The following is a 25,040-nucleotide window of genomic DNA, read 5'->3' as shown; positions in this document are numbered from 1 at the left end:
TAGGTATTGATCAATAAGAATTGAAATTTTAAATGATAACGATTATGAATAAATTATTTAAGTTAGGTCTGGGTCTTGTTATTGTAGCTGGTTTAGCTTCGTGTAAAGCAAAGCAAAGCGAATATCAAAATGTATATCAGGCTGCTCAGGAAGCCAGAGCGGAGAATAATAATACAGCAGTTGTATCAAATCCGTCTACTTATCCTGTGATAACAACACCTTCGAATAATTACGGAGACGAAAAAGTAAGAGTAGAAAAAGTATCTGTTGTTAATCAGGCCGATGCTGCAGGCTTAAGAGCTTACAGTGTTGTTGTGGCATCTTTGGCTGTTAAGCCCGGAGCCGAAGCATTAAAAGCTAAATTAGAGGCTGAGGGTAATCGTGTTATTCTTGTACAAAACGAACAAGGAATGTATCGTGTGATAATGGCTAGTTTCGACGACAAAGGTTCGGCTGTTGAAAAACGCAACGAAATAAGAAGTACTTATGAAGCAAAAGGAGCTACAGATTATCTGCGCAGAACATATGGTATTCCATTCGATGATTTGTGGATACTACAAAGACAATATTAATATAACACATATACCATAACAAAAATGGCTATTTCGCAAAATGTAGAGGTAGCCTTTTTTGTTTAGTAAATGAAAATGAAAATACGATTTTTAGGAACAGGAACTTCAACCGGTGTGCCCGAAATAGGTTGCCGGTGCGAAGTTTGTACATCAAGCGACGGGCGCGATAAACGCCTGAGGACATCGGCTTTGATTACAGTTAACGGTAAAAATATACTGATAGACTGTGGACCCGATTTTAGGCAACAAATGTTGCCCGTTGAATTAAAAAAACTTCATGGCGTTCTTCTTACACATGAACATTACGATCATGTAGGGGGAATGGATGACTTACGCCCATTTTGCCGTTTCGGAGATATTGATGTTTATTTGGAAAAATACGTTAGTGAAGCATTAAAAACCCGAATACCATATTGTTTCGAAAAATTTAAATATCCGGGTGTTCCGTCTTTTAATTTGCACGAGATAACTTGTAATCCGTTTTACGTTGAAGATGTAAAAATTGTACCGGTCAGGTTAATGCATTACAAGTTACCAATTACAGGATATAGGATAGGTAATATGGCATATTTAACCGACGTGAAAAGTATTCCCGAAGAGGAGTATAAGAAATTGGAAGGGCTCGACACATTAATTATGGACGCATTAAGGATAAAGCCTCATATTTCGCATCAAAATCTGGAGGAGGCTCTTGAAAACATCCGGCGCATAAACCCTAAACGCACGTATTTTATACACATGAGTCATCAGATGGGATTACATGGCGAAATAGAAAAAAAATTGCCAGAAAATATATTTCTGGCATATGATGGTCTCGAAATAGAATCGGATTAAAGAAGGCTTGCTGCAGCTTCGTCCATAAACCAGACAATTTCGCCCGATGCAGGAGTAACTAAAGCTGCCGGATATTTAGCTTCGAAATCCGATCTGTTTTGTATTATTTCCTTTACTTTCTCGGCCTTCGATTTTCCCGTTACCAAAAATGCTACATTTCGGGCATTGTTAATAACCTTTCCTGTTATGCTAACTCTTTCCATGCCACTTTCGGGATGATGGGTCACAATACAAAGCCTGTCATCATACCACAACTGTATTTGGTCGGGGAATATGGATACGGTGTGTCCGTCGTCTCCCAAGCCCAGCATTACCAAATCGAAAACAGGAATTCCATTCTCGACAGGTAAATGATCTGTTAATACTTCGGAGTACCATTGGGCTTCTTCATGTGGTTCACTTTCTCCATGAATACGGAAAATATTGTTGGGTAAAATATCTACCTTATCAATTAAAAGGTCTTTGGTCATGCCATAATTACTCATACTATCGTGAGGCGGAACACAGCGTTCGTCGCCCCAAAATAGTTTCATTCTGTCCCAAGGTAAAGCCTTACTGTAGTTTTTGCTCCAGTATTCGAATATAACTTTTGGCGTAGATCCGCCTGATAAAGCTATATTGGGCTGACTGTTACGTTTAATTACCGTATCAGTCAGAAAACGGGTAAAACCTTCGCTTAGTGCAGTAAGGTCTTTGTATATTTTAATATTATCTTTTATCATAATTCACAATATATTCCATCGTCCGATAAGTTTTTACACGGATAACGCCATGTCATATTTTCTCCTTCAATTAAATTATCAGCATGTTCGGGTCCCCACGAACCGGACGGATAACCATACAATGGAGCATCGGGGTTTGCCTGCCAAAAATCGAGAACAGGTTGTACAAATTTCCAAGTTTGTTCTATTGCATCTCCTCTCGAATACAACGTAGAATCGCCTAGCATAACATCGAGCAATAGCCGTTCGTATGCACTGGGCACATAGGTGTCTTGCCAGCTTGAGTAATGGAAATCCATGTTCGATTTTTTTACCATGTATCCGCTACCCGGAACTTTCATGTCTGTTTTTAGTAAGATACCCTCGTCGGGATGGATGCGTAAAACAAGCACATTGCCGTCGTTCAATTTTTCCTTATCACCAAATAGATTATGAGGTGCAGGCTTGAAGTGAATAACAATTTCCGAAACTCTGGTAGGCAGTCTTTTTCCTGTACGTACATAGAATGGAACTCCTTGCCAACGCCAGTTGTCGATAAATAATTTAATTGCGGCATAAGTCTCGGTACGCGAGTTCGGATCAACCCCTTTTTCTTCCCGATATCCTTTCATATAAGCACCTTTTACGTTAGATGCCAAATATTGCCCCCTGATTACATTCTTAAATAAATCATCTTTAGCCAAAGGACGTAATGCCTGAAAAACCTTTAATTTCTCGTTGCGTATTGCATCAGATTCTAAAACCATAGGAGGTTCCATTGCTACAAGAGCAACAAGTTGCAGTAAATGATTCTGCACCATATCGCGCAATGCGCCTGAGTGATCGTAATATCCGCCTCTGTTTTCAACACCAATGCTCTCGGCGGCGGTTATTTCTATGTGATGAATATAATTACGGTTCCACAAAGGCTCATAAATGCCATTGGCAAAACGGGTAACCAATATATTTTGTACGGTTTCCTTACCCAGATAATGATCCATACGGTATATCTGGTTTTCGTCGTAATCTTCGAGCAGAATATTATTAAGCTCGATAGCCGATTTTAAATCGGACCCGAAAGGCTTTTCCACAACAAGTTTTCGGCTTTTACCATCTTCTTTATTAAGTCCCTGTTGGGCAAGAAACTTAGGCACAAGCGGATATAAATTGGGTGGAGTTGATAAATAAAACGTATAATTACCTTTTGTGTTTTTATTTTTATCAATTTCTTCCAGTTTATTTTTTAATTCGGCATAATCTTCCGATTTATCGGTATTGATCGATAAATAGTCTAACATTTTAAGAAAACCAGTTAAATCTTCTTCTTTTGCATCTTTAAAATAGGAGAATTGTTTGATGCCTTCTTTCATCTTTTCTCTGAAAGTTTCGTCCGAAAAGTTACTGCGGGCAACTCCTAAAATTACAAAATTGGAAGGAAGCGATTTTTGTACGTATAAGTCAAATATCGCAGGAATTAGTTTTCTATATGTTAAATCGCCTGAAGCTCCGAAAATTACGAGTATCTGATCTTCTGGTTTTTTGTTCATAATTCTCTGTTTGTTTTAGTCTTTCTTAATCTCGTGTCCGCCAAATTGGTTACGCATTGCAGCCAGCATTTTCATAGCGAACGAACTTTCCTGACGAGATTCGAAACGAGTGAATAGCGATGCTGTGATGACATGGGCAGGAACATCAAAATCGATCGCAGTCTGAACCGTCCATCTACCTTCTCCACTATCGGCTACATAATCTTTAATTCCGTCCAGATTCTGATTTCCATCCAATGCATTACCTATAAGCTCAAGCAACCACGAGCGAACAACCGAACCTTGCATCCATACTTTTGATATTTTTTCGAGATCGACATCGTATGGCGAATTTTTCATAATTTCAAACCCTTCGGCATACGCTTGCATCATTCCATATTCAATACCGTTATGAACCATTTTTACCATGTGTCCCGATCCGCTTTCGCCGCATCGCATATATCCGTTTTCGGGAGCAAGCGATTTAAATATAGGCTCGGCAAAATCGCATGCCTCTTTATCTCCTCCGTACATAAGGCAATATCCGTTTTGTAATCCCCAAACACCGCCACTTGTTCCGCAGTCGAGATAATGGATGCTTTTTTCTTTTACTTTTTCGCCACGGGCTACTGTTTCGCGCCAATAGCTGTTTCCTCCGTCAACTATAATGTCATTAGGACTTAACAGTTTTGTAAGCTCTGATATGTTTTCGTCAACAGGTTTGCCTGCCGGAACCATAAGCCAAACAAGTTTTCTGCCACTCAATTTTTCAACTAAATCTTCGATGCTCGATGCAGCAATGGCTCCTTTCGATGCAGCTTCGTCTATTTCTTTTTGAGTAAGGTTATAAACTACAACTTCGTGTCCGTTATTTAAAAGGCGTTCAACCATTTTTCCGCCCATTTTTCCTAATCCAACAAATCCTATTTTCATAATCTAAGTTTTTATTATTATTATTTTCTAATAATGGTATGTATTTTTGTGTGTTATTAAGCCTTTCACTATATAAATTAACAGCTAATCTACAATAATGTTGAACTATTTTAGTTATTTTGTTGTTCGAAACAATATTGTTTAATTGTTAAATGCTTTATGTTTAACAATTTAATGATTAATATATTTTTTCTATTATACAAGGTGAATTTGCAGTCTTTTAAATATTTAGATACTAAAACTATAGGTAAATTACAGAATCCGTTGTTTATTTGCTCTGTATTGTTGCTGTTACTGAACGACTTTTATTTTAAATATGCTTATGCGAACTGGTTGACGGGCAAGATCTCGGATTTTGCAGGTTTATTTGCTTTCCCATATTTTATAAGTTGTTTTCTGCCCCGTTATAAAAAAAACATACATGCATTCACGGTCTTGTTATTTATATTCTGGAAAAGTATTTATAGCCAACCTGTAATTCAGTTTATTAATGAAATTGGAATTCCTGTTAGTCGGGTTGTTGATTATACCGATAACATTGCATTGGTTTGTGTAGGTTTATCTTTTCTCGTTTTTTCGAAATATACTCCCCCCGAAAGGTTCGACTTCAGACTGGTATATCCTCTGATTATTGTTACTGCATTTTCGTTTATGGCGACGAGTATGTCTCGGCATTCGTCGTGGATAACAACGGATGACAATATATATAAATTCGATATTTCGAAAAATGAATTAGCAAACCGTATTAATCATTTATATGCAAATGAGATTGAAAAGGTTAATGATGGATTTGGAGAAACTATTTTTTTCGATCCCGAGAAAAAGGAATACTATATTACGATAGCAAATACCGATTCGCTTAAAACAGAAAAAGATGCAATGAATAAAGAAATTATTGCTTGTCTGATAGATACTACGAGTAAAACCGATACTATAAAGGCAAGAAACTGCCTTGCTGAATTTATGATTTATAACGATTGGTTGAATGCTGGAGGTTCGGTTCTTAAACTTTCGGGAGTATGGTATTATCCGGTGATGATAGGTGGAAAAAAAATAAAGAAGAAAGAACATATTATAAAATTTTTTGAAGAGAGATTTATCAACAAATTGAGATAAACTCAACAAAGTATTCTATGAAGGAGTTTATTGTTACCTGTATACTTATATTGCTGTTTTTTAATAAGTCGTATTCTCAGGAAGATACCAAGCATACCAGTTTGTTTTTATCTCATCCGGCTCTATATAAAAAATTAGAGTTGGATACACTGAAAATTAATAAGAAAAACAAATATGTGTTATGGTCGTATTACGACAATCACACACGAATAAATGGAGTTTCGGTAGGTGTTGGGCAGATAAACGCAAAAAATGTAACAAACAACGGGGTGAAATTTGAAGTTCCCGGCTCATCGGCATTGTTTTCTCTTATAACCATTGGCTTTGTAATGCCTCCTTTTACTTTTGAACATCGGAAAGATTGGTTACAGTTTTTTTATTCCGATTTTAGAGATATTGAGGTTGTTCCGGTAAAATTTAAGAACAGAATAGAAAAAACTAATGGCTTGAGTTTTTCGTTAGCCGGTTCGTTTGCCGAGGCTAACATTGTAAACGGAGTTCATTTTAGCGGTATTTATAATCGGTCGTATAAAACAAACGGAATATCCTTGTCGGGGATTGCTAATTATCAGTACGAAACTAACGGAGTGCAACTTTCGGGGTTAAGCAGTGTGCAGTACAAGAATAATGGATTGCAGGCAGGTTCGTTATGGTCGTACAATCAATATTCGAACGGGGTTAATATTGCTTTGCTCGAGGCCCGAAGTAATTATGTTAATGGCGTGCAAATAGGTGGCTACAATAACATAAAATCTTTAATAAACGGACTACAAATAGGTGCCTATAATACTGTAAGTGTTGTTAATGGTGTGCAGATAGGAATATACAATTCCACAAGTAAGCTGAAAGGAATACAGCTAGGCTTGTGGAATTGCAGTGAAAAACGAAAACTCCCTATTATTAATTGGGGCTTCTGATTTTTTATACTTTTACCATTCGGCTACAATAGATTGGTAATCTATAGAGTATGCCGAGAAATACCCTAATGATCCTCCTGTAATGTTTGATTCGGGGTTTACCATTGAGTTTTCTATGTCCTCCAAATCTTTGAAAAACTTATATGCTCCCTTGTCGATGCAATATTGTTCGATCTCGATTAGATCGCCTTTCTCGAAAGGGTCGTCGTTACTTCCGTTTTCGGGAAAAACCGGAATAACCCTGTGAAAGTAAGTTCCGTCTAATTCATTTCTTTCTTCAGGCGATGTAACAGGATCATTCATTTTTACACGTCTTCCGTTTATATATATAATATGACGGTAATAGTGATTAACTTTTCCCGGAGGGTCCATAAAGTGCACCAATGGGAAAGGATAACTGCTCACCGATTCGGGAAAATTAAAAAAAGTAATTGAATCTATTGGTACCAATGGGGGCATTTTCGAAGTCGAAGTGTATTCTTTTCCTTCGTAACTCACATTCAGGTAGTATGTGTGTCCGGCAGTCCCTATAATGCTACGTCCTGTGTACCATTCTTTGTCAGGGGCGAGTTGTAATGTTTCTTCCTCTCCCTGATCGTTAGATATAGTAATTACCGCATCTTCGATATTCGGGAAATTGTTAGACTCGTAGTAACCTTTGGTCTTGCTTACTTTTACTTTGGCATAACTGTATTCCTGAATTTTACCTTCAATAACCAGTCGGGGAGCGGCTGTTCGTAAATCCAGATCAATTTCTTTTTCGCACGATGTAACGAAAACAGACGAAATTGCAGCGAATAATATAATTATATATTTATTTAGCTTTTTCATATTGTCTTATCTCTAGTATTTTTAAAATTTGAAGTTCCACGATATTGATGGTATAAAACGGAATAACGAGTACTGATAAGCGGTAGACTTATTGGGATCGTCGTCATTTTCACGAAACTGTATCATGTAAGCGTTTTCTCTGCCGTATGCATTGTATAAACTAAATGCCAGTTCCGAACTCGTTTTCTTTGTTTTTTTCAGGGTGCAGGTTGCTCCTAAATCCAATCGGTGGTAAGCGGGCATCCGGTAACCGTTACGCTCCGAGAAATACATAACAGGTTTTCCGTCTATCTCGGCTTTTCCGCTGGGGTAGGTTATGGCATTTCCTGTATAATATATCCATGCTGCCGAAAGAGACCATTTTGCGTTCAGATTATACATTCCTACAATCGAAATCTCGTGAGGCCTGTCCTGATAGGCATTGTACCACCTGTTTTCGTTGATACCGTCTATTTTCTTTTCAGATTTCGACAATGTATAGCCAATCCATCCGGTAAGCCTTCCTTTTGTTTTCTTAAATAACAATTCAACACCGTATGCTCTGCCTTTTCCGAAAAGAAGCTCGGTTTCGAGAGTGTTGTAACCTTCATAATCGGCATTATCTTTGAAATCAATCTGATTCTTCATGTCTTTATAATAGGCTTCGATACTAAACTCGTAAGTATTGTTGTTGAAATTACGGAAATAACCCAAACTCACTTGGTCTGCAATTTGTGGCTTTATAATATTATTGCTCGATGTCCATCTGTCGTAAGGTGTACCTTGTGCCGAATATGTTAACTGATGTATATTCTGTGTTGTACGGGCATAAGCTGCTTTTACGGACGAAAAGCTGTTAAGCTTATATGCTGCCGAAAGACGGGGTTCGAGGTTGATATAGGTTTTTACTAATTTTCCGGACTTGTGCCATGTGGTATCGATAATATTATGTTGGTTATCCATCGTATAATAATCGCTACCGCCCATTGCCAAAAATGCCGATAAACGCAGTCCGTACACAACTTCTAACTTGTCGTTCAGTTTTAACTGATTACTGGCATATATTCCGTTCTCTAAAGAGTATTTACGCTGAAGGTTTATATTGCTGGTGTCTTTTTTATAGCTCCCCGGCAATAGGTTGTGGTAGGTACTTTGTAACCCAAATCGCCACTCGTTATCGGGATTTACCTGTAACAAAAACTCTTGTTTAATACCAATATCGGTAATGTTGGCTTTGCTTGTCATTTCCGAACCTATATCGGCGTGGGCAAAGTAACCATATTTGTTAGCACTAACGGTTGTAGACGATGTCCATTTGTTTCTGAACTTATGAGTCCACTTTAACGATCCTAACAGGTTACCCCAATCGGTATCGGCTATGTCCTTTACCACCATTTTATCTTTACCCCAAAAGCCCGAAAACGTAAGCATATCATCGTCGGATAGTGCAAAGTTGGCACGGGCATTCAGGTCGTAGAAGTATAGGTATGCACTTTGTGCATCTTCAACACCCGAAAGTCTGGCTATAGCATCGGCATAAGTTCTTCGGGCTCCCACAATGAACGAAGACTTCCCCTTTTTTATAGGTCCTTCCACATTCAGGCTGGATGATATTAATCCTATACCGCCCGATATATGGTATTCCTGTAAATCGCCATTGCGTTGTTGCACATCCATTACCGAAGCCAAACGTTCGCCAAATTGTGCAGGCATGGCTCCTTTGTATAGGGCCGCATCGCGTATTACTTCGGGGTTGAAGGTCGAAAAGAAACCCATTAAGTGAGAGGCGTTATACAGCCCCACATTATCGAGTAATATCAGGTTTTGATCTACCGAACCTCCCCGTACAAAGAAACCGGCACTACCTTCGCTAGCCGATTTAACACCGGGAAGTAGTTGAAATGCTTTTATCACATCCCGTTCGCCCATAAGTACAGGCAATAAATTTATTTCTTCTTTCGACAGACGCTCGACACCGGTTTGCGGCGACGAAACATTCTGATCGGGGCGGGCAGAAGATACAACAACTTCGGATAAGCTTACGCTCGATTCGTCGAGCAATATATCCAGTTTTGTGTTTTTGGATAATGAAACTTTCATTGTTTTTTCTTCATATCCAAGATAATTAACAACCAGAGTGTAGTTGCCTTCGGGCAAAAATACCGAGTATTTTCCGTCTTCTGATGTAGCTACTCCATTTCCGTTTCGCTCTTTTATAACGATAGGTACACCTATCAATATTTCCTTAGTCTTAGAATCTATTACGCTACCGCTAAGCCTGTAGCTTTGCCCAAATGATAGGGCAGGAAAAATGGTAAGGAGAACCAAAAACAAATGTAATTTCTTTAGATCAGTCATTGTCAGTTTTTTCTAAAGGGGAATTAAGAGACTAATTATTACTTATTAGTATGATAACGCAAATAGGTAAAATTTATTAGTCGTTTAAGGCTGCAAAAATAGGAACTAAACCAATACAAACAACTAAAAGCCCGATTAACACAGGTTTTTCTTCGACGAAATAAGTAAAATTAAGTTTTATTTCATTCGTTTAAATTTATTATTCTTTCATTTTATAAACATATTCTTGCTATTAGTCGTTTATTCTACAGAGCTAATTATGAAAAAAAGTATTATAACATATTTAAAATACCATAATGCTGTCAGTTTGTCATCTTTAGGGTTTTGGCAAATGTTTTGAAGTTATTTGTTTGAGAAAAATATAATAATAGCGAAAATATAAACATATGAATTTCAATAATTTTACAATAAAATCGCAGGAGGCTGTACAAAAAGCTATAGAAATTGCGAAAGAAAAAAGTCAACAATCTATCGAGGTTTCACACCTTTTGATGGGTGTTATACTTACAGGTGAGAATATCGTTAATTTTTTGTTTCAAAAGTTAGGAACTAATGCTTCTCATTTAACCAATTTGTTGAGCCGCGATATCGACTCGTACCCCAAGGTATCGGGTGGTGAACCGTACTTAAGCCGCGAAAGTAATTCTGCATTAGAAAAAGCCGTTGATTTGTCGAAAAAGATGGGCGACCAATATGTGTCGATCGAACATTTGCTTTTAGGTATTCTTTCGTCAAAGAGTACTGCATCGCAAATGATGAAAGATGCAGGAATATCGGAAGAGGATATGCAACTGGCTATTGATGAATTACGGAAAGGATCGAAAGTTACAAGCCAATCGGCAGAAGATACTTATCAGTCGCTCGAAAAGTACGCAATAAATCTAACTCAAAGAGCCAGAGATGGGAAACTCGATCCCGTAATTGGTAGGGATGACGAAATTCGACGGGTTTTACAAATTCTGAGCCGGAGGACAAAAAATAATCCTATTCTTATAGGTGAACCCGGTACAGGAAAAACAGCCATTGTTGAGGGACTGGCATTTCGTATAATAAGAGGGGATGTTCCCGAAAATCTGAAAAGCAAACAGATATATTCGCTCGATATGGGTGCGCTTGTTGCCGGAGCCAAATATAAAGGAGAGTTTGAAGAACGTTTGAAATCGGTTGTAAATGAGGTCACAAAAGCCGAAGGGGACATTATTCTGTTCATTGATGAAATTCACACTTTGGTTGGCGCCGGAAAAGGCGAGGGTGCAATGGATGCGGCAAATATATTGAAGCCTGCTTTGGCGCGTGGCGAATTGAGGTCGATAGGGGCAACAACATTAGACGAATATCAAAAATATTTTGAAAAAGATAAAGCACTTGAGCGTCGTTTTCAGATTGTGATGGTTGATGAGCCTTCTGAATTAGATACTGTGTCGATATTACGAGGACTGAAAGAAAAATATGAGAACCACCATAAAGTAAGGATTAAAGACGAGGCTATTATATCGGCCGTTCAGTTATCGAGCCGATATATAACCGATCGTTTTTTACCCGATAAGGCGATTGACCTAATGGACGAAGCCGCAGCTAAATTGCGAATGGAAGTTGATTCGGTTCCGGAAGAGTTGGACGAAAAGAGCCGCCGGATTAAACAGCTCGAAATAGAACGTGAGGCTATTAAGCGAGAAAATGATAAAGCTAAACTTGAACAATTAAACAAAGAAATAGGCGACCTAAAGGAAGAAGAGAAGGATTTGAAAGCCAAATGGCAGTCCGAGAAAGAAGTGATAAATAAAATTCAACAAAATAAAATATATATTGAGGATGCCAAGTACGAAGCCGACAAAGCGGAACGGGAAGGAGATTACGGAAAAGTAGCCGAATTGCGTTACGGTAAAATAAAAGAAATGGAGTCGGATATCGAAAAATTGCAGGAAAAATTGCGTGATATGCAAGGTAATACTGCAATGATAAAGGAAGAAGTAGATTCGTTTGATATTGCCGATGTTGTTTCGCGATGGACGGGTATTCCTGTAAATAAAATGTTGCAAAGCGAACGCGATAAGTTGTTGAATCTGGAAGATGAATTGCATAAAAGGGTTGTAGGGCAGGACGAAGCTATTGCGGCCGTATCAAACGCTATTCGTCGTAGCCGTGCAGGTTTACAAGATCCGAAACGTCCGATAGGTTCATTCATATTTTTGGGAACAACCGGTGTGGGTAAAACGGAATTGGCTAAGGCTTTAGCCGAATTTTTGTTCGACGACGAAAATATGATGACTCGTATTGATATGAGTGAATATCAGGAAAAATTTAGTGCAACACGTCTGATCGGAGCACCTCCGGGATATGTTGGTTACGACGAAGGGGGGCAGCTAACCGAGGCTATCCGCCGCAAGCCTTATTCGGTTGTATTATTCGATGAAATAGAAAAAGCTCACCCCGATGTGTTTAATATATTATTGCAGGTGTTGGACGATGGGCGGCTAACCGATAATAAAGGTAGGGTTGTAAACTTCAAAAATACGATTATAATTATGACATCTAATATGGGATCGGCTCAGATAAGGGAAAATTTTGCCCTTATAACAAAAGATAATCGTGATGAAGTAATTGAAAAAACGAAGAACGATGTTTTAAATATGTTGAAAACAACTATTCGTCCCGAGTTTTTGAACCGTATTGACGAGATAATTATGTTTGAACCTCTGACAGAAAAGGATATTGAGAAGGTGGTTGCGATACAACTTGACGGTGTTGTAAAACTATTGCGAAGCAATGGCATTACTCTTGAATTTGGCAATGATGCTATATCGTTAATTTCCCGCATGGGGTATGACCCCGAGTTTGGTGCTCGTCCGGTGAAACGTGTCATCCAACGTCAGGTACTCGATACATTATCTCGGAAAATATTATCGCAGTCAGTAAATAAATCGGAAGCTATTGTTGTTGGAGTAAAAGATGGGAATCTTGATTTTAAAAATTAAGACAGGATAATTTGATGATTATTTATCTATATTATAAGTAATTATCAGAGGGTAAGAAAACCTGACATGCTGAGTTTTTTATAAATCGTCAGAACTGTCAGGTTTTTAATATAATGGATTTTATTACTAGATGCTGCTAAACATTGTATGGGATAGTTGAAAGTTGGGAAATAATGACTATCATGCAGAAGAAAGGGGGAGGTTCTTGTCAATGTTGCTTAATTTCTGATAAATATAAAAACTGTCAGATGTGTCAGGTTTTGAAATTTTAGTCTTTTTAGAGGGGTTTCGGTAAGGGGTAATTCTGTATAAGTAGAATAAGTGTTCTTTAAAATTATACTCATTTACTATTACTGTGCGTGATGGAAGACCATGCGTAGTAATGTGATATATGAGACAGCGAATATAATTAAAGAATAAAAGCCTCTTCACGGGGGAGATATAGAGGGACGAAAAAAACGAAAACTTGTCAGGACTGTCAGGTTTTAGGCAGAATGTGTTATATAGAGTATCGAGGCAATAGCTTAATTCTATATTGTTAGAATTTTAGAAAACAATATTGTTTAACATAAATAAGATACAATATTCCCTGTTGAAACAGAAGACAGGGGATATTTGTTATATAAGTAGATGGATAACTTTGATAAAATATTGAATCAGCTTCGCGACTCTTCGGGTAATTTGAAAGATAATTTTCATATTATAGAGGAAGTAATTCCTATTGAAGAGCAAATGAGATATTTCGAGTATGCAAGCCATATTAGGGAGCAGCAAGGATATATAGATAAAGGTTATCTTATAGCTTTACTGTTTTCTCCCGATATAAGGCTCGAAGAAAAGCGTTATGCTTTAACAACCTTAGCCGGTTTGACCGATATTTCGGCTTTTCGGGCATTAGAAACATATCATAGCAGTCCTTTGGAACCAGAGTTGGCTAGTTGGTCGGCAATGGCATATATAGAAAGCAAGATATTGTTAGAATCGGATATTTCGGGCGAAAAACAGATATTAGTTTCCACCGGATTGGGAGGTGTGGACGATAAATTACGCTTTTTTGCTGTTATTGTAACAAAAAACAGAGAGTTTTATTCCGATTTGCAGAAAGAAATATTGGAGAGGGAATTCCGATTTGAGGCAGAACGGAAAAACATAATTGTAGAACAATTCACGTTTGTAGGCAATCATGTTAAAGTATTATTATTGGCCGATTTGAAGCACGATTTAAAAGCGATTATTCACAAAGTGGTTGATGAGTGTAATGAATTTGGCGATTTTCTTGACGATAAGTTTTTGCTTACAAATTTAAAGCAGATAGAAGAAGAAGATTTGCAGCGGTTGCTGAAAAAGGAAAATACCGAGGATAATGAAAGCAATGAATGATAAAATGCTAACTTTGCATTCTATTTTCCAAAGAATATGAGTGATAAAGAAAAAAGTACAATATTGCAGACATTAACTGCCGGAAAGAGTGGGGAAGAACTTCTTTCTTTTCTTATCGAAAAAAAAGTTCGAAAAAGCCGTTCGGCAGTAAAATCGCTACTGGTTCATAAACAAATAAAGGTAAACGGACGAGTAATATCGCAACATAACTACGAGTTGAATGTAGGCGATGTAGTAACTATTCATAAAGCAGATCAAAAGCATACTCTTAAACAATTGAAGGGTATAACTATAATTTATGAAGATGATTATTTTATAGTGGTAGAAAAAGAGCCGGGTTTACTCTCGGTTGCTACCGAACGGGGACGCGACGAAACAGCTTATGGCATTGTCAACTCTTATCTGAAGAATCAGAATAAAGGTGAGCGTGCATATGTTATACATCGCCTCGATAGGGAAATCTCGGGTTTGATGATGTATGTTAAATCGCCCGAAGTTCAGGAAACAATGCAGATAAATGGAGACAAACTGATATTGTTGCGTTCTTACGTTGTTGTTGTTGAAGGTAAAGTAGCTCAGCCCGAAGGCACTATAGTTTCGTGGCTTACCGAGGACAAAAATTATATAATGCATTCGTCGGAAAAAGACAACGGCGGGCAGAAGTCTGTAACCCATTATAAATTAATGAAGGGTGTTCGGCGTTTTACCCAACTGTACATTACTTTGGATACTGCACGTAAAAACCAAATACGGGTGCATATGAAACATATAGGGCATCCTGTGGTTGGCGATAAAAAATATGGTGCCAGTATTAATCCTATAAAAAGGGTTGCTTTGCATGCATACGAATTATCGTTCAGACATCCTGTTACAGGCGAAATTATAGATTTGAAGTCGCCCGTACCTAAGCGAATGCAAATGCTGGTAGAGCCGGAAGAGAATAAAATCTAAAGATTGACTTTGTGAAAAATAAAAAAGCACCTACGAAATTTAATTTGTAAGTGCTTTTTTTGTAGCGGGACCGAGAATTGAACTCGGGACCTCATGATTATGAATCATGCGCTCTAACCATCTGAGCTATCCCGCCATCATTTATTTTGCGGTGACAAAAGTAGGAGATTATTTTTAACTATGCAAATTCTTTTTCAACAAAAAACAGAAGTTTATAACTTTATTCCGAAACGAGTTGAAAATCAGAGTCTGTTATTTTCAAATATTTTAAAATTGAAAATAAATAAATGGTTGAGGACCGCTTGAAGCAGTTGCATATACTACCCAAAATATCGATCCTATAATTACAGCTTTTACAATCATTGGTGTTTTTTCGAATAATGTTCTGGTTCCAACACTTATTCTCTCAGGAATAAAATGCAGCACAAAGCCTATGGCTATTAAGATAAATACATTGCGGTAAGCCGATATTATAATTATCCAATCCTGAATGTTGAAATCCAGACCTTTTATCTGGCTTAAAATATCGTAGGCTGTACCAAAACTTCCGGCTCTGAAGAATATCCAGCAAAAGGCAACAAAATGGAAGGTAAGTATTATACTTAGTATCCGGATAAGAATATTTGATGGAAGCTTTATGTATTGTTTAAAGAATCGTTCGATAACCAATAATACTCCGTGAAGCCCACCCCATACAACAAATTTCCATGCCGCTCCGTGCCATAAGCCACCGATTAACATTGTTAAAAATAAATTGACATAGGTTCTTACTTTTCCTTTGCGGTTACCGCCCATTGGTATATAAAGGTAATCTCTTAGCCACGAAGACAGGGATATATGCCAACGTTTCCAGAATTCGGTGATAGAAGCCGATTTATACGGGCTGTTGAAGTTCTGGGGTAATGTAAAGCCCATTAACAATGCTAGGCCTATTGCCATGTCGGAATAGCCCGAAAAGTCGCAATATATTTGAAGTGTATAACCGTATACAGCCATCAGGTTTTCGAAAGCGGTATAGTTTATAGGCGAGTCGAATACCCTGTCTACAAAGTTAAGAGATATGTAATCGGATATAACCGCTTTTTTTATCAGCCCCGATAATATCATAAATAATGCCGCACTGGCATTACTTCGCGATAGTGTTACGTTTTGCCTTACCTGTGGAAGAAACTCCTTGGCTCTGACAATGGGCCCTGCTACCAGCTGAGGAAAAAACGAGAGGTAAAAAGAAAAATCGAAGAGGCTTTTAGCCGGTTCTATCTGTTTTTTATAGAGATCGACATTGTAACTTATAGCCTGAAATGTATAAAACGAAATGCCGATAGGTAATACAATGTTATGGAACGAGAGATTCAGACCGGATATGTTATTAATATTGTCGATAAAGAAATTCGTATATTTAAAGTATCCTAGCAGGAATAGGTTTACTAAGATGATAAACGTAAGGTAGAATTTCTGTTCATTTTTGTTTTTCGAGGAATACATAATCCCCGAAAAGATATAATTTACGATACAGGAGAAAATGAGTAGTATAAAAAATGTTCCTCCGGCTTTATAGTAAAAAAAGAAGGAGAACAACAGTACATATACTATTCGGAAGTATATGTGTTTTTTTGTTAATGTATAAACGAGGTAAAAAACGAGGAAAAAACCTAGGAACAGAGCACTGCTGAAAAGCAACGGGTTCTCGGGGTCGTATACAAACCACGAGAGAATTTGCTCCTTCGTTAAATATAGGTTGAGCCCCCACTCACTTAGCTTATCTAATATTGTATTCACTGTTAAATACTCGTTTTATATAGTTATTATATGCTTTAAGAAATTCGGACGAAAAAAGATTACCTTGTATATTGTATCCTTCTTTTGTATAATGTACTTTGTCGCGAGCCATTAAATGCTCGTTTCCTTTTTTAAGGGGAGCAGACAGTCCTCCTGTTTTCGAAAACAAATCCCATATTATACAATCGTTCATTTTCAGAAGTGCTTGGCTGTATGTCTTTACAAAATCGTTAGGTAGCGATTTTCTGAATAACGAAGGAGGAGGAGTCATAATCAATATAGGGGCGTTTATGTTTTGCTTGCGTATATTGTTTATCATTTTATTTATTTGGTTCATAAAATTAACTTCCGACCATTTCCCGAACGATTCGTTTGTTCCTAATGATATAACAATAAGGTCGGGAGCTAATATATTCAGCTGATTGAAAAATAAAGGATGTTTATTGAAATCGGAAACTTTAGTACCATTAATCCCGATAGCATGGTATATCACACCCGAATTATCGTTTTCGAGTACAACGCCATTTAGGTTATATGTTTCGCTCCCATTGTTTGGTAGTATATATATATGCCCTTGTTTTTGATTTGTATGAAAACTAGAGTAGTAGTCGGACTGTGTTATGTATACCGAATCTTTTTCAGTGACTACAGACACAGGCGTTTGTGGCGGCACAATATCGGGCGTTTTTTCCTGAATATATGCTGTTTTTATAGGTATAATAAGACGTTGTCCTACTTTTATAGTGTTAGAAGTTAGGTTATTCGCCCTTTTAAGATCTTCTACCGATACATTGTTATTTACAGATATACGGTATAGTGTTTCTTTAGATGCAACAGTGTGGAAAACTTTGCTTGTTTGCTTACCTTGTTTTTTTGTGCTTTGAGGTGCATTTAGGGATTGTTCGCTTTGTTGTGGGCGTGGTTGAGTTTTTATATTATGCTTACTGGCTAAATACGAGAATGTGAAACACGGATTTTTTGTAGCGGAAAGTACTTTTATTGTGTTAAAGCTGTATTTCTCCTTTACAGATAGTTCAATCTTAAATTGTCGGTTATGAGTATATATTCCTATTCCTCCAAGTCCCACATCGATATTCGATATAGGCTCTATATTCCGAATACTTTTCCAAACGATATTTGATTTGTATGTAACAATATTGGTTCCGTTGGTTTTGGCTAGGCTATACGGAAATGTAAACCCATATCCTCCATTTCCAAATCGCTCTTGGAATGCTTGACGGATAACATCAGTAAAAAAATCAGCTTGGACATGTGAATCTCCAATATGGACTATGTTTATTTTTCCTGTACGGTTAACTTCCAGATTATATAACTTATTGAAAAAATCGGCTAATAGCGCCTCATTTTTAAAATAATTATCGGGCATAGCAGAAATACTATCGACCCCGATAGCCTTTACTGGCAATGCGAATAAAGGAAATATACATAGTATAGTAATAACAAAGCTTTTTCTTATAATTTTCATTTAGTATCTACTTTCCCCCCAGTCAGTAGTTGGTTAGTTCTCTTCTCGCTTTTCGACGATTCCAAGATATTTAAATATTTATTGTATCCATTTTCCAGTTCTTCATATAACATTAAGGCAATTTTTTTAGAGCCTTTCGAATTAAAATGTGTGTAGTCTTTGTTTGCTAAAGCCGGTTTTTCTTCTTCCACCCATTTTACCATCGAATCTTTTCCGCCCATTAGTTGATATAAATTGATGAAGGTCGAATTTGTATTTTTTGCAAAATATTTTTGAGCAATCGCTAATGGCTCTACTGCCGGATCGGTTTGCATCACCATGTCTATCTTACTACCCTTATCGGCAGTAGATATAACCAATATGTCGGCGTTCGGAAAACATTTCTTTAAATGATTTGCAACCTCTTCCATCCGTTTTTCATACCAGTCGTACTTGTTGGTTTTATAACCAATAACATTTGCACCATAATGCAATATAATAAGGTCGTAATGCAATTTCGAGTCAAAAGCTTGCATCAGGTCTGCATTTAACGCTGATAATGGTAATCCCGAATTTCCACGCATCGAGAAATTATCGACGTGTACACCGCTTGGCGAATCAAAACTTAGTCCGTAGAAAGGAATTGACTCGGTATTATAAAACTTCAAAGAAACCTTTTTCGGGTTATTGTCGGATAAAGATAAGGTATTAACCAAATCAACGGGTGTTAAAAGAGTGTTTTTAACACTGTCGTTATCGCACTGATAATGTATATATCCATTGTTGTTTGTTGATGTGCCGAAAAACAAGGTAGGGCGTTGAAGGTATTCGCAATGAGGCATATCGTTTGCCTTTAAATCAAGGGTATACACACTGCCATTTTTTGTGAGCGAAACTTGTCCGTCAATACCATAATCGGGTTTCGATTTCTGACCTTTGAGAAACGATTTAGTTTCCCAGTTTTTCGAGTAACGATGCGAAACACTATAACGGGCATTGGCCGATAATGAAGTAATCCCAACAAAACCTACACCTTTGCCTCCAAACCTATCCTGAAATTTTTTACGAAAATCCTGTACTATTAAATCGCCATCGGTCATCGAATCGCTGAAGTAGGCTATACGTACTTTACTCTTTTTTGTGGATTCGAGTATACGTAGCTTATTATAAAATCGGGAAATATTGGAATAACCTTCCATCTTCTCGTTTGACGAAAGAAGATATTCGTTAGGTATATTTTCTTCAACTTTTATCGAATCATCGTTGCAGTCGGCAATAGCTTCGATAGCCAAACTGTCTATTGCTATTTTTTCGCTAGCATCATGCTTGTTTTCGGGGAATAGCCTTTCTGGCAGAAAGTTCTTTAAAACTAAAAAAGCTACTATTGCTAATACTAGAGTGAATAATATATAAAAGAAATAATTGTTTCTTTTTCCCTTGCTCATAATATCTAAATGGATATCTAAATTTGTTTTGTAAATTCGAAAAATTTGCCCCAAAAGTAATTACTTTCTTTTACTTATTTATACGAAATGCTTAAAAAAAGAAATTAGTATCTTGTTTGCGTACGTATGTGTAGTCTTATAAAGAAATATACATCTTCGATTCTGTAAATAAATCATTATCTTTGCTTGGTTCAATTTGTTCATTATTGGATAACTGTATGTTAAAATCGTTATATATAAAAAATTACGCTCTGATTGATAATTTAGAGGTTGATTTTGAATCGGGTTTTTCTGTTATTACGGGAGAAACAGGGGCCGGAAAATCTATAATATTGGGGGCTTTGTCGCTTATATTAGGATTGCGTGCCGATACAAAGATTATAAAGACCGGCGAAACAAAATGTGTTATAGAGGGGGTATTTGATGTGTCGGCATATGATTTGAGAGGGTTTTGTGCAACACATGATATTGAATATGATGGTCAATCGTATATATTCAGGCGGGAAATTTTGTCGACAGGTAAATCGCGTGCATTTATTAACGATACACCAGTTTCGTTAACCGATCTGAAATTATTGGGAGAACAATTAATTGACATCCATTCGCAACATAAAAACCTTTTGTTAGGTGATAGTCGTTTTCAATTGCAGGTTGTGGATATATTGGCAGCAAATAGCGATTTGCTTAAAAAATATCATTCGGCATATACAGTCTATAAACAAGTAAGTAAAGAGCTGGTAGACCTGAACGAAAAAGCAAGATTAGGTAAGGAAGAAGAAGATTATCTCAGATTTCAGTTTAAAGCATTTGAAGATGCTAATCTTGTTGACGGAGAACAGGACGAGCTGGAAAAAGAACTTGAAATGCTGGATCATGCTGAGGATATAAAAACAACGCTATTTAAGGTATACAATATTCTGTCGGATGATGAAAATGGTATTGTCCCGAATTTGAAACGGGCTATAAGTACAGCTCAGAGTTTAGAACGGATATATCCTACAGCCGAGGATATTATTGACCGATTGAATAGTGCTTATGTTGATTTAAAAGATTTATCGCCCGAAGTTGAACGTTGTGGTGGAGATATTGAATTTTCGCCCGAACGTTACGAAATAGTTCAGAATCGGCTCGATATGATATATGCACTACAGCAAAAACACAGAGTGTCGTCTGTTTCGGAATTACTCAATATTTATGAAGAATTAAAAAAGAAACTGGAAAATATAGACTCGTTTGACGAACAAATAAAACAATTGCAGTTAGAGGTTGAAGCTAGATATGAGGCAATACTTCAACTCGCAGCCGAACTGAGTTTTAAACGGAAAGAAGCCTCCTCTAAAATTGAAAAACAACTTATTGAGCGCATTACACCTTTAGGAATGCCAAATGTTCAGTTTGTTTGCGAGATAACACCAAAATCGGAACCCGATGTTACAGGTGCCGATAACTTGGTTTTTATGTTTTCTGCTAATAAAAATGTTCCGCTTCAACCTATAGCAAGTGTAGCTTCGGGTGGCGAAATATCGAGAGTAATGCTTTGTTTGAAGTCTATGATAGCGGGAGCAACAGCTCTGCCTACAATTATATTCGACGAAATCGATACAGGCGTTTCGGGCGATGTTGCCGATAAAATGGGACTCATAATGAAAGAGTTCGGGCAGAAGATGCAGGTAATAGCAATTACACATTTGCCACAAATAGCAGCAAAAGGACGTACGCATTATTTTGTATATAAGGAAGATAATACGGATACAACAACTACTAATCTTCGGAAATTGAGTGATGATGAACGCATTCGCGAATTGGCACAAATGCTTAGCGGAGCACAAATAACCGAAGCAGCAATTATCAATGCAAAAGAAATGCTCGGTTTATAAATTTAGAAAAATGGAAAGAAGATACATCTTGTTACTTATTGTAATATTCCTTGGGCTTGGATTTGCTAAGGCTCAAAGTATTATTAATCCGGGATTTGTACGTCAAACTCAACCATACGAGTTTAATTTGCCACAATTTGGGGTTGGATTATCTTTACCTAAAGGTGCCGGTTTTATGGTACCGGTGTTTTCGGGTAAGGAAGTTATGCTGAATATTGATAAAAAAACGGTTTACTGTTTTAATTTAGATTATCTGGACGATGACGAAACTAATACATTCCGGTTTTCGTTATCCGATGATGATTCTGGTGTTGAGCTACAAATAACAAAAGATGACGACTTTAACAAAATAATATATATAGAAAGGCTTCGTCGTAGCACTGCTTTTATCGATATTTTAAAGTCTGTAAAATCGGGGTTGGGAGAGTCTGTATCTTATAAAGTGCGAAAGGGTACAGATATTTATGATATACATGCTTTTTATAAAGACGGATATTTGTACGCTTTCTCATTCAAGTCAGGCTCACGCGACGAGAACGGATTTTTTAAGCTTATAAATAATTTTAAAGAGAAGAATCTCAATAAAGACAGGCTTCTTTACGAAAATAGGGTTAAGTTTGGTTATTACGATAAAGAACGTAAGAAGCTGGCAGAGAAACCATGTGCCGGTTATAAATATCGCAAAATAGGAGACAAAACTCGTTTATCGAGAATATTGGATATTCCAAATCTAAATATGAGTATAACTCTTCCGTCAGGCTGGGTATATGAACTTAACGGACGCGATTTGTCGGAAGGGGAAGACGGAAGGTTAATTTTAGATGTGGACGACCTTGATCTACTCGATAATTCGATGATATTTGCATGGTTACGTGGAGACGGGCTTACTTTGATGATCCGTTATTCTTCTAAAAAGCACAGGAGTCCTGTAACTTTCTCAAATTTGGGAAGTGGGGCAAAACAGGTTTATTCTTTTTCGGGCGATACCGAAATCTTTTTTGATGGGATAAAAGCAGAAGCTTGTTATTATGGTACTCCTGATATACAAAATCTGGATTCGTGGTTCGAAACAGAACAAGGCTATTATTCATTTTCGGTATCGAATATAACAGTTGATAATATTGATGCGTACAATAAACTATTGTCTTCGATAAAAATAACAGATAATGCAGCCCGAAATAAAAAAACAAAAGAAAAGCAGAAACCATTATCTTCTGCTTTAAGCTTAAAGGCGAAAACACCTGTGCAATTAGATAAACTTACTATTCCAAAGCAATCTGATATTCAGTTATTCAAGTGTAATTTATCCACAATTGGTGCTACATTATGGTTGCCCGGAACTGCTTCGGATTATAAATACGGAATAAATACCTCGTGGGGCGAAGAACCATTACGGTTGGATATTAATTCTTCGACAAATATTGCTCCCGATTTTGAAAATATGTATGTTTATATTCGGGGAGGTACTAATTATGATGTAGGCTGCACATTATATTTACGTTATGGAAGTAAGTATTCTATGGACGAATTTATAAAAGATTGTATACGTGCCCGAACAACGGTAATAGCTTGGGATAAATTTGATAAGGCGGGTGTTATTAAAGCCGATGATGGGTCGGAGTGGGGTATTGCATTCGAAAAAAACAATACCAGTGCATGGATATACGGGCAAAATAATGAATACCTGATAATGATGACAGTAAAAGCAGCTAGTGAAGCCGAATTACTGAAATTCTGTTCGGCATTGCATAAGGCTAAATTCGGAAATGTAGCACCGTTATAAGCACAAAAAAGGAAAATAAACGCAATAAATAATATGAAAGAAAAAGAAATGATTTTCGGCATTCGTGCCGTTATTGAGGCAATAGAAGCCGGAAAAGAAATAGATAAAGTGATAGTAAAGCGCGAGCTTTCGGGCGATCTTTATAAGGAATTGGTAACGGTGCTGAAGTCTCATGATATACCTATGCAAAAAGTTCCAGTGGAACGCATAGACCGTTTTACCCGAAAAAATCATCAGGGTGTTATAGCTTTCCTTTCGGCTATAACTTATGAGCGGATCGAAGATATTATTCCGTTTTTATACGAACAAGGGAAAAATCCGTTTATACTTGTACTTGATGGATTGACCGATGTTCGTAATTTTGGAGCTATAGCACGTACTTGCGAAGTTGCAGGTGTAGACGCAATTGTAATACCCGCCCGTGGAAGTGTAACAGTAAATGCAGATGCAGTGAAAACTTCGGCAGGAGCATTATTGAAAATACCCGTTTGTAAGGAACAAAATCTGACAGATGCGATTCGTTTTTTGAAAGATAGCGGTATTAAAGTCGTAGCTGCAACCGAAAGAGCAGCACAAACTTATACAGAAGTGGATTATAACGGGCCTGTTGCAATTGTTATGGGAGCCGAAGATACCGGAGTATCGAACGATAATCTGCGTATATGCGACGATTTGGTAAAAATTCCTCAATTCGGGACTATCGGGTCGTTAAATGTCTCGGTCGCTGCCGGAATACTTATATATGAGGTTATAAGGCAAAGTAAATAATAAAAGAGTAATAAAAAGATGAAAAAAGTAATAGCATCGAATAATGCTCCTGCGGCTATTGGACCTTATAGTCAGGCAATAGAAGTAAATGGTATGGTTTTCGTCTCGGGACAGTTGCCTATTGATCCGCAAACGGGCGAATTTCCAGAAGGAGGAATAAAAGAACAAACAAAACAATCTTTCGAAAATATTAAGGCTATCCTATCAGAAGCAGGTTTAACTACCGATAATATAGTGAAAACAACAGTGCTATTAGCCGATATTGCGGATTTTGCAGGAATGAATGAGGTATATGCTACTCAATTTGCGGGAACATTTCCGGCTCGTTCAGCGTTTGCTGTACGTACACTACCAAAGAACGCTTTGGTTGAAATTGAAGTTATAGCAGCCAGATAATTTTTTATATGCGTTTACTCGGAAATATAATATGGTTTTTATTCGGTGGCTTTATGATAGCCATCGAATATTTTATAGCCAGTGCCCTGCTGATGATCACTGTAATAGGTATTCCTTTTGGACTCCAAACAATAAAAATGGGATTATTATCGCTATGGCCTTTCGGGTCACGAATAAAAGATAACGAAAATGGTTTAGGATGTCTTAACCTGATAATGAATATTATCTGGATTATTATTGGCGGTTTTTGGATTTCACTCACCCATTTGTTTTGGGGTATTGTTTTGTGTATCACAATAGTTGGTATACCTTTTGGTAAACAGCATTTTAAATTGATACGACTGGCTTTATTCCCTTTTGGAAAAGAAGTAGTAGCAGGTGGATTCTAAAGCTAAAAATTCCCAATCTTACACCAAAGAAAGGGAATTGATAAGAAAATGGTCTGAACTATATA

General features: G+C 37.2%; 20 protein-coding genes and 1 tRNA gene. 12 read left to right on the top strand and 9 right to left on the bottom strand.

Translation table 11 applies throughout. The annotated features are described in order from the left end of the window. Positions 1-44: 44 nt before the first annotated feature. Positions 45-572 (top strand): SPOR domain-containing protein, encoded by a 528-nt coding sequence (locus D0T53_RS06750; RefSeq protein WP_163266368.1) that lies wholly within the window; start codon positions 45-47, stop codon positions 570-572. A gap of 75 nt (positions 573-647) precedes the next feature. Beyond that, positions 648-1,406, top strand: a complete 759-nt coding sequence (locus tag D0T53_RS06745) for an MBL fold metallo-hydrolase (protein ID WP_163266366.1) — start codon at positions 648-650, stop codon at positions 1,404-1,406. Here D0T53_RS06745 and pgl read toward each other — a convergent pair. Genes pgl through gnd form a run of 3 tightly spaced genes read right to left on the bottom strand, consistent with a single transcriptional unit; the run spans position 1,403 to position 4,566 of the window. Then, positions 1,403-2,128, bottom strand: coding sequence for a 6-phosphogluconolactonase (gene pgl, locus D0T53_RS06740; protein ID WP_163266364.1), 726 nt, complete (start codon positions 2,126-2,128; stop codon positions 1,403-1,405). The genes D0T53_RS06745 and pgl overlap by 4 nt on opposite strands. After that, positions 2,125-3,654, bottom strand: coding sequence for a glucose-6-phosphate dehydrogenase (gene zwf, locus D0T53_RS06735; protein WP_163266362.1), 1,530 nt, complete (start codon positions 3,652-3,654; stop codon positions 2,125-2,127). The genes pgl and zwf overlap by 4 nt, the downstream gene beginning before the upstream one ends. Before the next feature lie 15 nt (positions 3,655-3,669). After that, positions 3,670-4,566, bottom strand: a complete 897-nt coding sequence (gene gnd, locus D0T53_RS06730; protein WP_163266360.1) for a phosphogluconate dehydrogenase (NAD(+)-dependent, decarboxylating) — start codon at positions 4,564-4,566, stop codon at positions 3,670-3,672. Positions 4,567-4,770: 204 nt separating this feature from the next. On the opposite strand from gnd, the gene D0T53_RS06725 reads away from it, so the two are divergent. Further along, positions 4,771-5,682, top strand: coding sequence for a hypothetical protein (locus D0T53_RS06725; protein WP_163266358.1), 912 nt, complete (start codon positions 4,771-4,773; stop codon positions 5,680-5,682). A 17-nt stretch (positions 5,683-5,699) separates the two neighbouring features. Beyond that, positions 5,700-6,599, top strand: a complete 900-nt coding sequence (locus D0T53_RS06720; RefSeq protein WP_163266356.1) for an LA_2272 family surface repeat-containing protein — start codon at positions 5,700-5,702, stop codon at positions 6,597-6,599. A 12-nt stretch (positions 6,600-6,611) separates the two neighbouring features. Here D0T53_RS06720 and D0T53_RS06715 read toward each other — a convergent pair whose 3' ends face one another. Together D0T53_RS06715 and D0T53_RS06710 are read right to left on the bottom strand one after the other, a co-directional pair. Beyond that, complete coding sequence (locus D0T53_RS06715) at positions 6,612-7,430, bottom strand: DUF4249 domain-containing protein (RefSeq protein WP_163266354.1); 819 nt, start codon at positions 7,428-7,430, stop codon at positions 6,612-6,614. Positions 7,431-7,451: 21 nt separating this feature from the next. Then, positions 7,452-9,767: a TonB-dependent receptor gene (locus tag D0T53_RS06710; protein WP_163266352.1), complete on the bottom strand. Its 2,316-nt coding sequence runs from the start codon at positions 9,765-9,767 to the stop codon at positions 7,452-7,454. A gap of 386 nt (positions 9,768-10,153) precedes the next feature. On the opposite strand from D0T53_RS06710, the gene clpB reads away from it, so the two are divergent. The 3 genes from clpB (at position 10,154) to D0T53_RS06695 (ending at position 15,073) form a co-directional block, all read left to right on the top strand. After that, on the top strand, positions 10,154-12,742 hold the full coding sequence (clpB, locus tag D0T53_RS06705) for an ATP-dependent chaperone ClpB (protein WP_163266350.1): 2,589 nt from the start codon (positions 10,154-10,156) through the stop codon (positions 12,740-12,742). Positions 12,743-13,372: 630 nt separating this feature from the next. Further along, the gene (locus tag D0T53_RS06700) at positions 13,373-14,122 is read left to right on the top strand and encodes a hypothetical protein (protein WP_163266348.1); all 750 of its coding nucleotides are present in this window, start codon (positions 13,373-13,375) and stop codon (positions 14,120-14,122) included. Positions 14,123-14,158: 36 nt separating this feature from the next. Further along, positions 14,159-15,073 carry an RluA family pseudouridine synthase gene (locus tag D0T53_RS06695; protein ID WP_163266346.1) on the top strand — a complete coding sequence of 305 codons (915 nt, stop codon included), beginning with the start codon at positions 14,159-14,161 and terminating at the stop codon, positions 15,071-15,073. Positions 15,074-15,135: 62 nt separating this feature from the next. Here D0T53_RS06695 and D0T53_RS06690 read toward each other — a convergent pair. From D0T53_RS06690 to D0T53_RS06675, 4 genes are all read right to left on the bottom strand, one after another. After that, positions 15,136-15,209: transfer RNA gene (locus tag D0T53_RS06690), tRNA-Met, on the bottom strand. 131 nt (positions 15,210-15,340) lie between these two features. Further along, positions 15,341-16,852 carry an MBOAT family protein gene (locus tag D0T53_RS06685; RefSeq protein ID WP_163266344.1) on the bottom strand — a complete coding sequence of 504 codons (1,512 nt, stop codon included), beginning with the start codon at positions 16,850-16,852 and terminating at the stop codon, positions 15,341-15,343. Beyond that, positions 16,833-18,338, bottom strand: a complete 1,506-nt coding sequence (locus tag D0T53_RS06680; RefSeq protein ID WP_163266342.1) for a LysM peptidoglycan-binding domain-containing protein — start codon at positions 18,336-18,338, stop codon at positions 16,833-16,835. The genes D0T53_RS06685 and D0T53_RS06680 overlap by 20 nt, the downstream gene beginning before the upstream one ends. Continuing rightward, entirely contained in the window at positions 18,335-19,762 is a 1,428-nt protein-coding gene (locus tag D0T53_RS06675; protein WP_163266340.1) for a GDSL-type esterase/lipase family protein, read from the bottom strand. Before D0T53_RS06675 ends, D0T53_RS06680 begins: the two co-directional genes overlap by 4 nt. Before the next feature lie 218 nt (positions 19,763-19,980). On the opposite strand from D0T53_RS06675, the gene recN reads away from it, so the two are divergent. From recN to D0T53_RS06650, 5 genes are read left to right on the top strand one after another with little or no spacing between them, the layout of a single operon-like run. Continuing rightward, the gene (gene recN, locus D0T53_RS06670; RefSeq protein ID WP_163266338.1) at positions 19,981-21,639 is read left to right on the top strand and encodes a DNA repair protein RecN; all 1,659 of its coding nucleotides are present in this window, start codon (positions 19,981-19,983) and stop codon (positions 21,637-21,639) included. A 10-nt stretch (positions 21,640-21,649) separates the two neighbouring features. Next, positions 21,650-23,422 carry a hypothetical protein gene (locus D0T53_RS06665; RefSeq protein WP_163266336.1) on the top strand — a complete coding sequence of 591 codons (1,773 nt, stop codon included), beginning with the start codon at positions 21,650-21,652 and terminating at the stop codon, positions 23,420-23,422. A gap of 33 nt (positions 23,423-23,455) precedes the next feature. Then, positions 23,456-24,190 carry a 23S rRNA (guanosine(2251)-2'-O)-methyltransferase RlmB gene (gene rlmB, locus D0T53_RS06660; protein ID WP_163266334.1) on the top strand — a complete coding sequence of 245 codons (735 nt, stop codon included), beginning with the start codon at positions 23,456-23,458 and terminating at the stop codon, positions 24,188-24,190. 18 nt (positions 24,191-24,208) lie between these two features. Then, positions 24,209-24,586 (top strand): RidA family protein, encoded by a 378-nt coding sequence (locus D0T53_RS06655; RefSeq protein WP_163266332.1) that lies wholly within the window; start codon positions 24,209-24,211, stop codon positions 24,584-24,586. Between the two features lie 8 nt (positions 24,587-24,594). Beyond that, positions 24,595-24,975: a YccF domain-containing protein gene (locus D0T53_RS06650; protein ID WP_163266330.1), complete on the top strand. Its 381-nt coding sequence runs from the start codon at positions 24,595-24,597 to the stop codon at positions 24,973-24,975. Positions 24,976-25,040: the final 65 nt, after the last annotated feature.

It is taken from the genome of Dysgonomonas sp. 216 (assembly GCF_010501065.1).
GTDB lineage: Bacteria > Bacteroidota > Bacteroidia > Bacteroidales > Dysgonomonadaceae > QVMM01.
Note: the sequence above shows the minus strand (reverse complement) of the source record. Positions and strands in the feature narration are given on the sequence as shown.

What these genes read in the sequence shown, in the direction of transcription:
- recN (WP_163266338.1), top strand. Translation starts at nt 19,981, where the DNA reads ATGTTAAAATCGTTATATATAAAAAATTACGCTCTGATTGATAATTTA.
- D0T53_RS06750 (WP_163266368.1), top strand. Translation starts at nt 45, where the DNA reads ATGAATAAATTATTTAAGTTAGGTCTGGGTCTTGTTATTGTAGCTGGT.
- zwf (WP_163266362.1), bottom strand. Translation starts at nt 3,654, where the DNA reads ATGAACAAAAAACCAGAAGATCAGATACTCGTAATTTTCGGAGCTTCA.
- D0T53_RS06675 (WP_163266340.1), bottom strand. Translation starts at nt 19,762, where the DNA reads ATGAGCAAGGGAAAAAGAAACAATTATTTCTTTTATATATTATTCACT.
- clpB (WP_163266350.1), top strand. Translation starts at nt 10,154, where the DNA reads ATGAATTTCAATAATTTTACAATAAAATCGCAGGAGGCTGTACAAAAA.
- D0T53_RS06655 (WP_163266332.1), top strand. Translation starts at nt 24,209, where the DNA reads ATGAAAAAAGTAATAGCATCGAATAATGCTCCTGCGGCTATTGGACCT.
- D0T53_RS06695 (WP_163266346.1), top strand. Translation starts at nt 14,159, where the DNA reads ATGAGTGATAAAGAAAAAAGTACAATATTGCAGACATTAACTGCCGGA.
- D0T53_RS06710 (WP_163266352.1), bottom strand. Translation starts at nt 9,767, where the DNA reads ATGACTGATCTAAAGAAATTACATTTGTTTTTGGTTCTCCTTACCATT.
- D0T53_RS06665 (WP_163266336.1), top strand. Translation starts at nt 21,650, where the DNA reads ATGGAAAGAAGATACATCTTGTTACTTATTGTAATATTCCTTGGGCTT.
- D0T53_RS06720 (WP_163266356.1), top strand. Translation starts at nt 5,700, where the DNA reads ATGAAGGAGTTTATTGTTACCTGTATACTTATATTGCTGTTTTTTAAT.
- D0T53_RS06745 (WP_163266366.1), top strand. Translation starts at nt 648, where the DNA reads ATGAAAATACGATTTTTAGGAACAGGAACTTCAACCGGTGTGCCCGAA.
- D0T53_RS06650 (WP_163266330.1), top strand. Translation starts at nt 24,595, where the DNA reads ATGCGTTTACTCGGAAATATAATATGGTTTTTATTCGGTGGCTTTATG.
- rlmB (WP_163266334.1), top strand. Translation starts at nt 23,456, where the DNA reads ATGAAAGAAAAAGAAATGATTTTCGGCATTCGTGCCGTTATTGAGGCA.
- D0T53_RS06715 (WP_163266354.1), bottom strand. Translation starts at nt 7,430, where the DNA reads ATGAAAAAGCTAAATAAATATATAATTATATTATTCGCTGCAATTTCG.
- D0T53_RS06700 (WP_163266348.1), top strand. Translation starts at nt 13,373, where the DNA reads ATGGATAACTTTGATAAAATATTGAATCAGCTTCGCGACTCTTCGGGT.
- pgl (WP_163266364.1), bottom strand. Translation starts at nt 2,128, where the DNA reads ATGATAAAAGATAATATTAAAATATACAAAGACCTTACTGCACTAAGC.
- D0T53_RS06680 (WP_163266342.1), bottom strand. Translation starts at nt 18,338, where the DNA reads ATGAAAATTATAAGAAAAAGCTTTGTTATTACTATACTATGTATATTT.
- gnd (WP_163266360.1), bottom strand. Translation starts at nt 4,566, where the DNA reads ATGAAAATAGGATTTGTTGGATTAGGAAAAATGGGCGGAAAAATGGTT.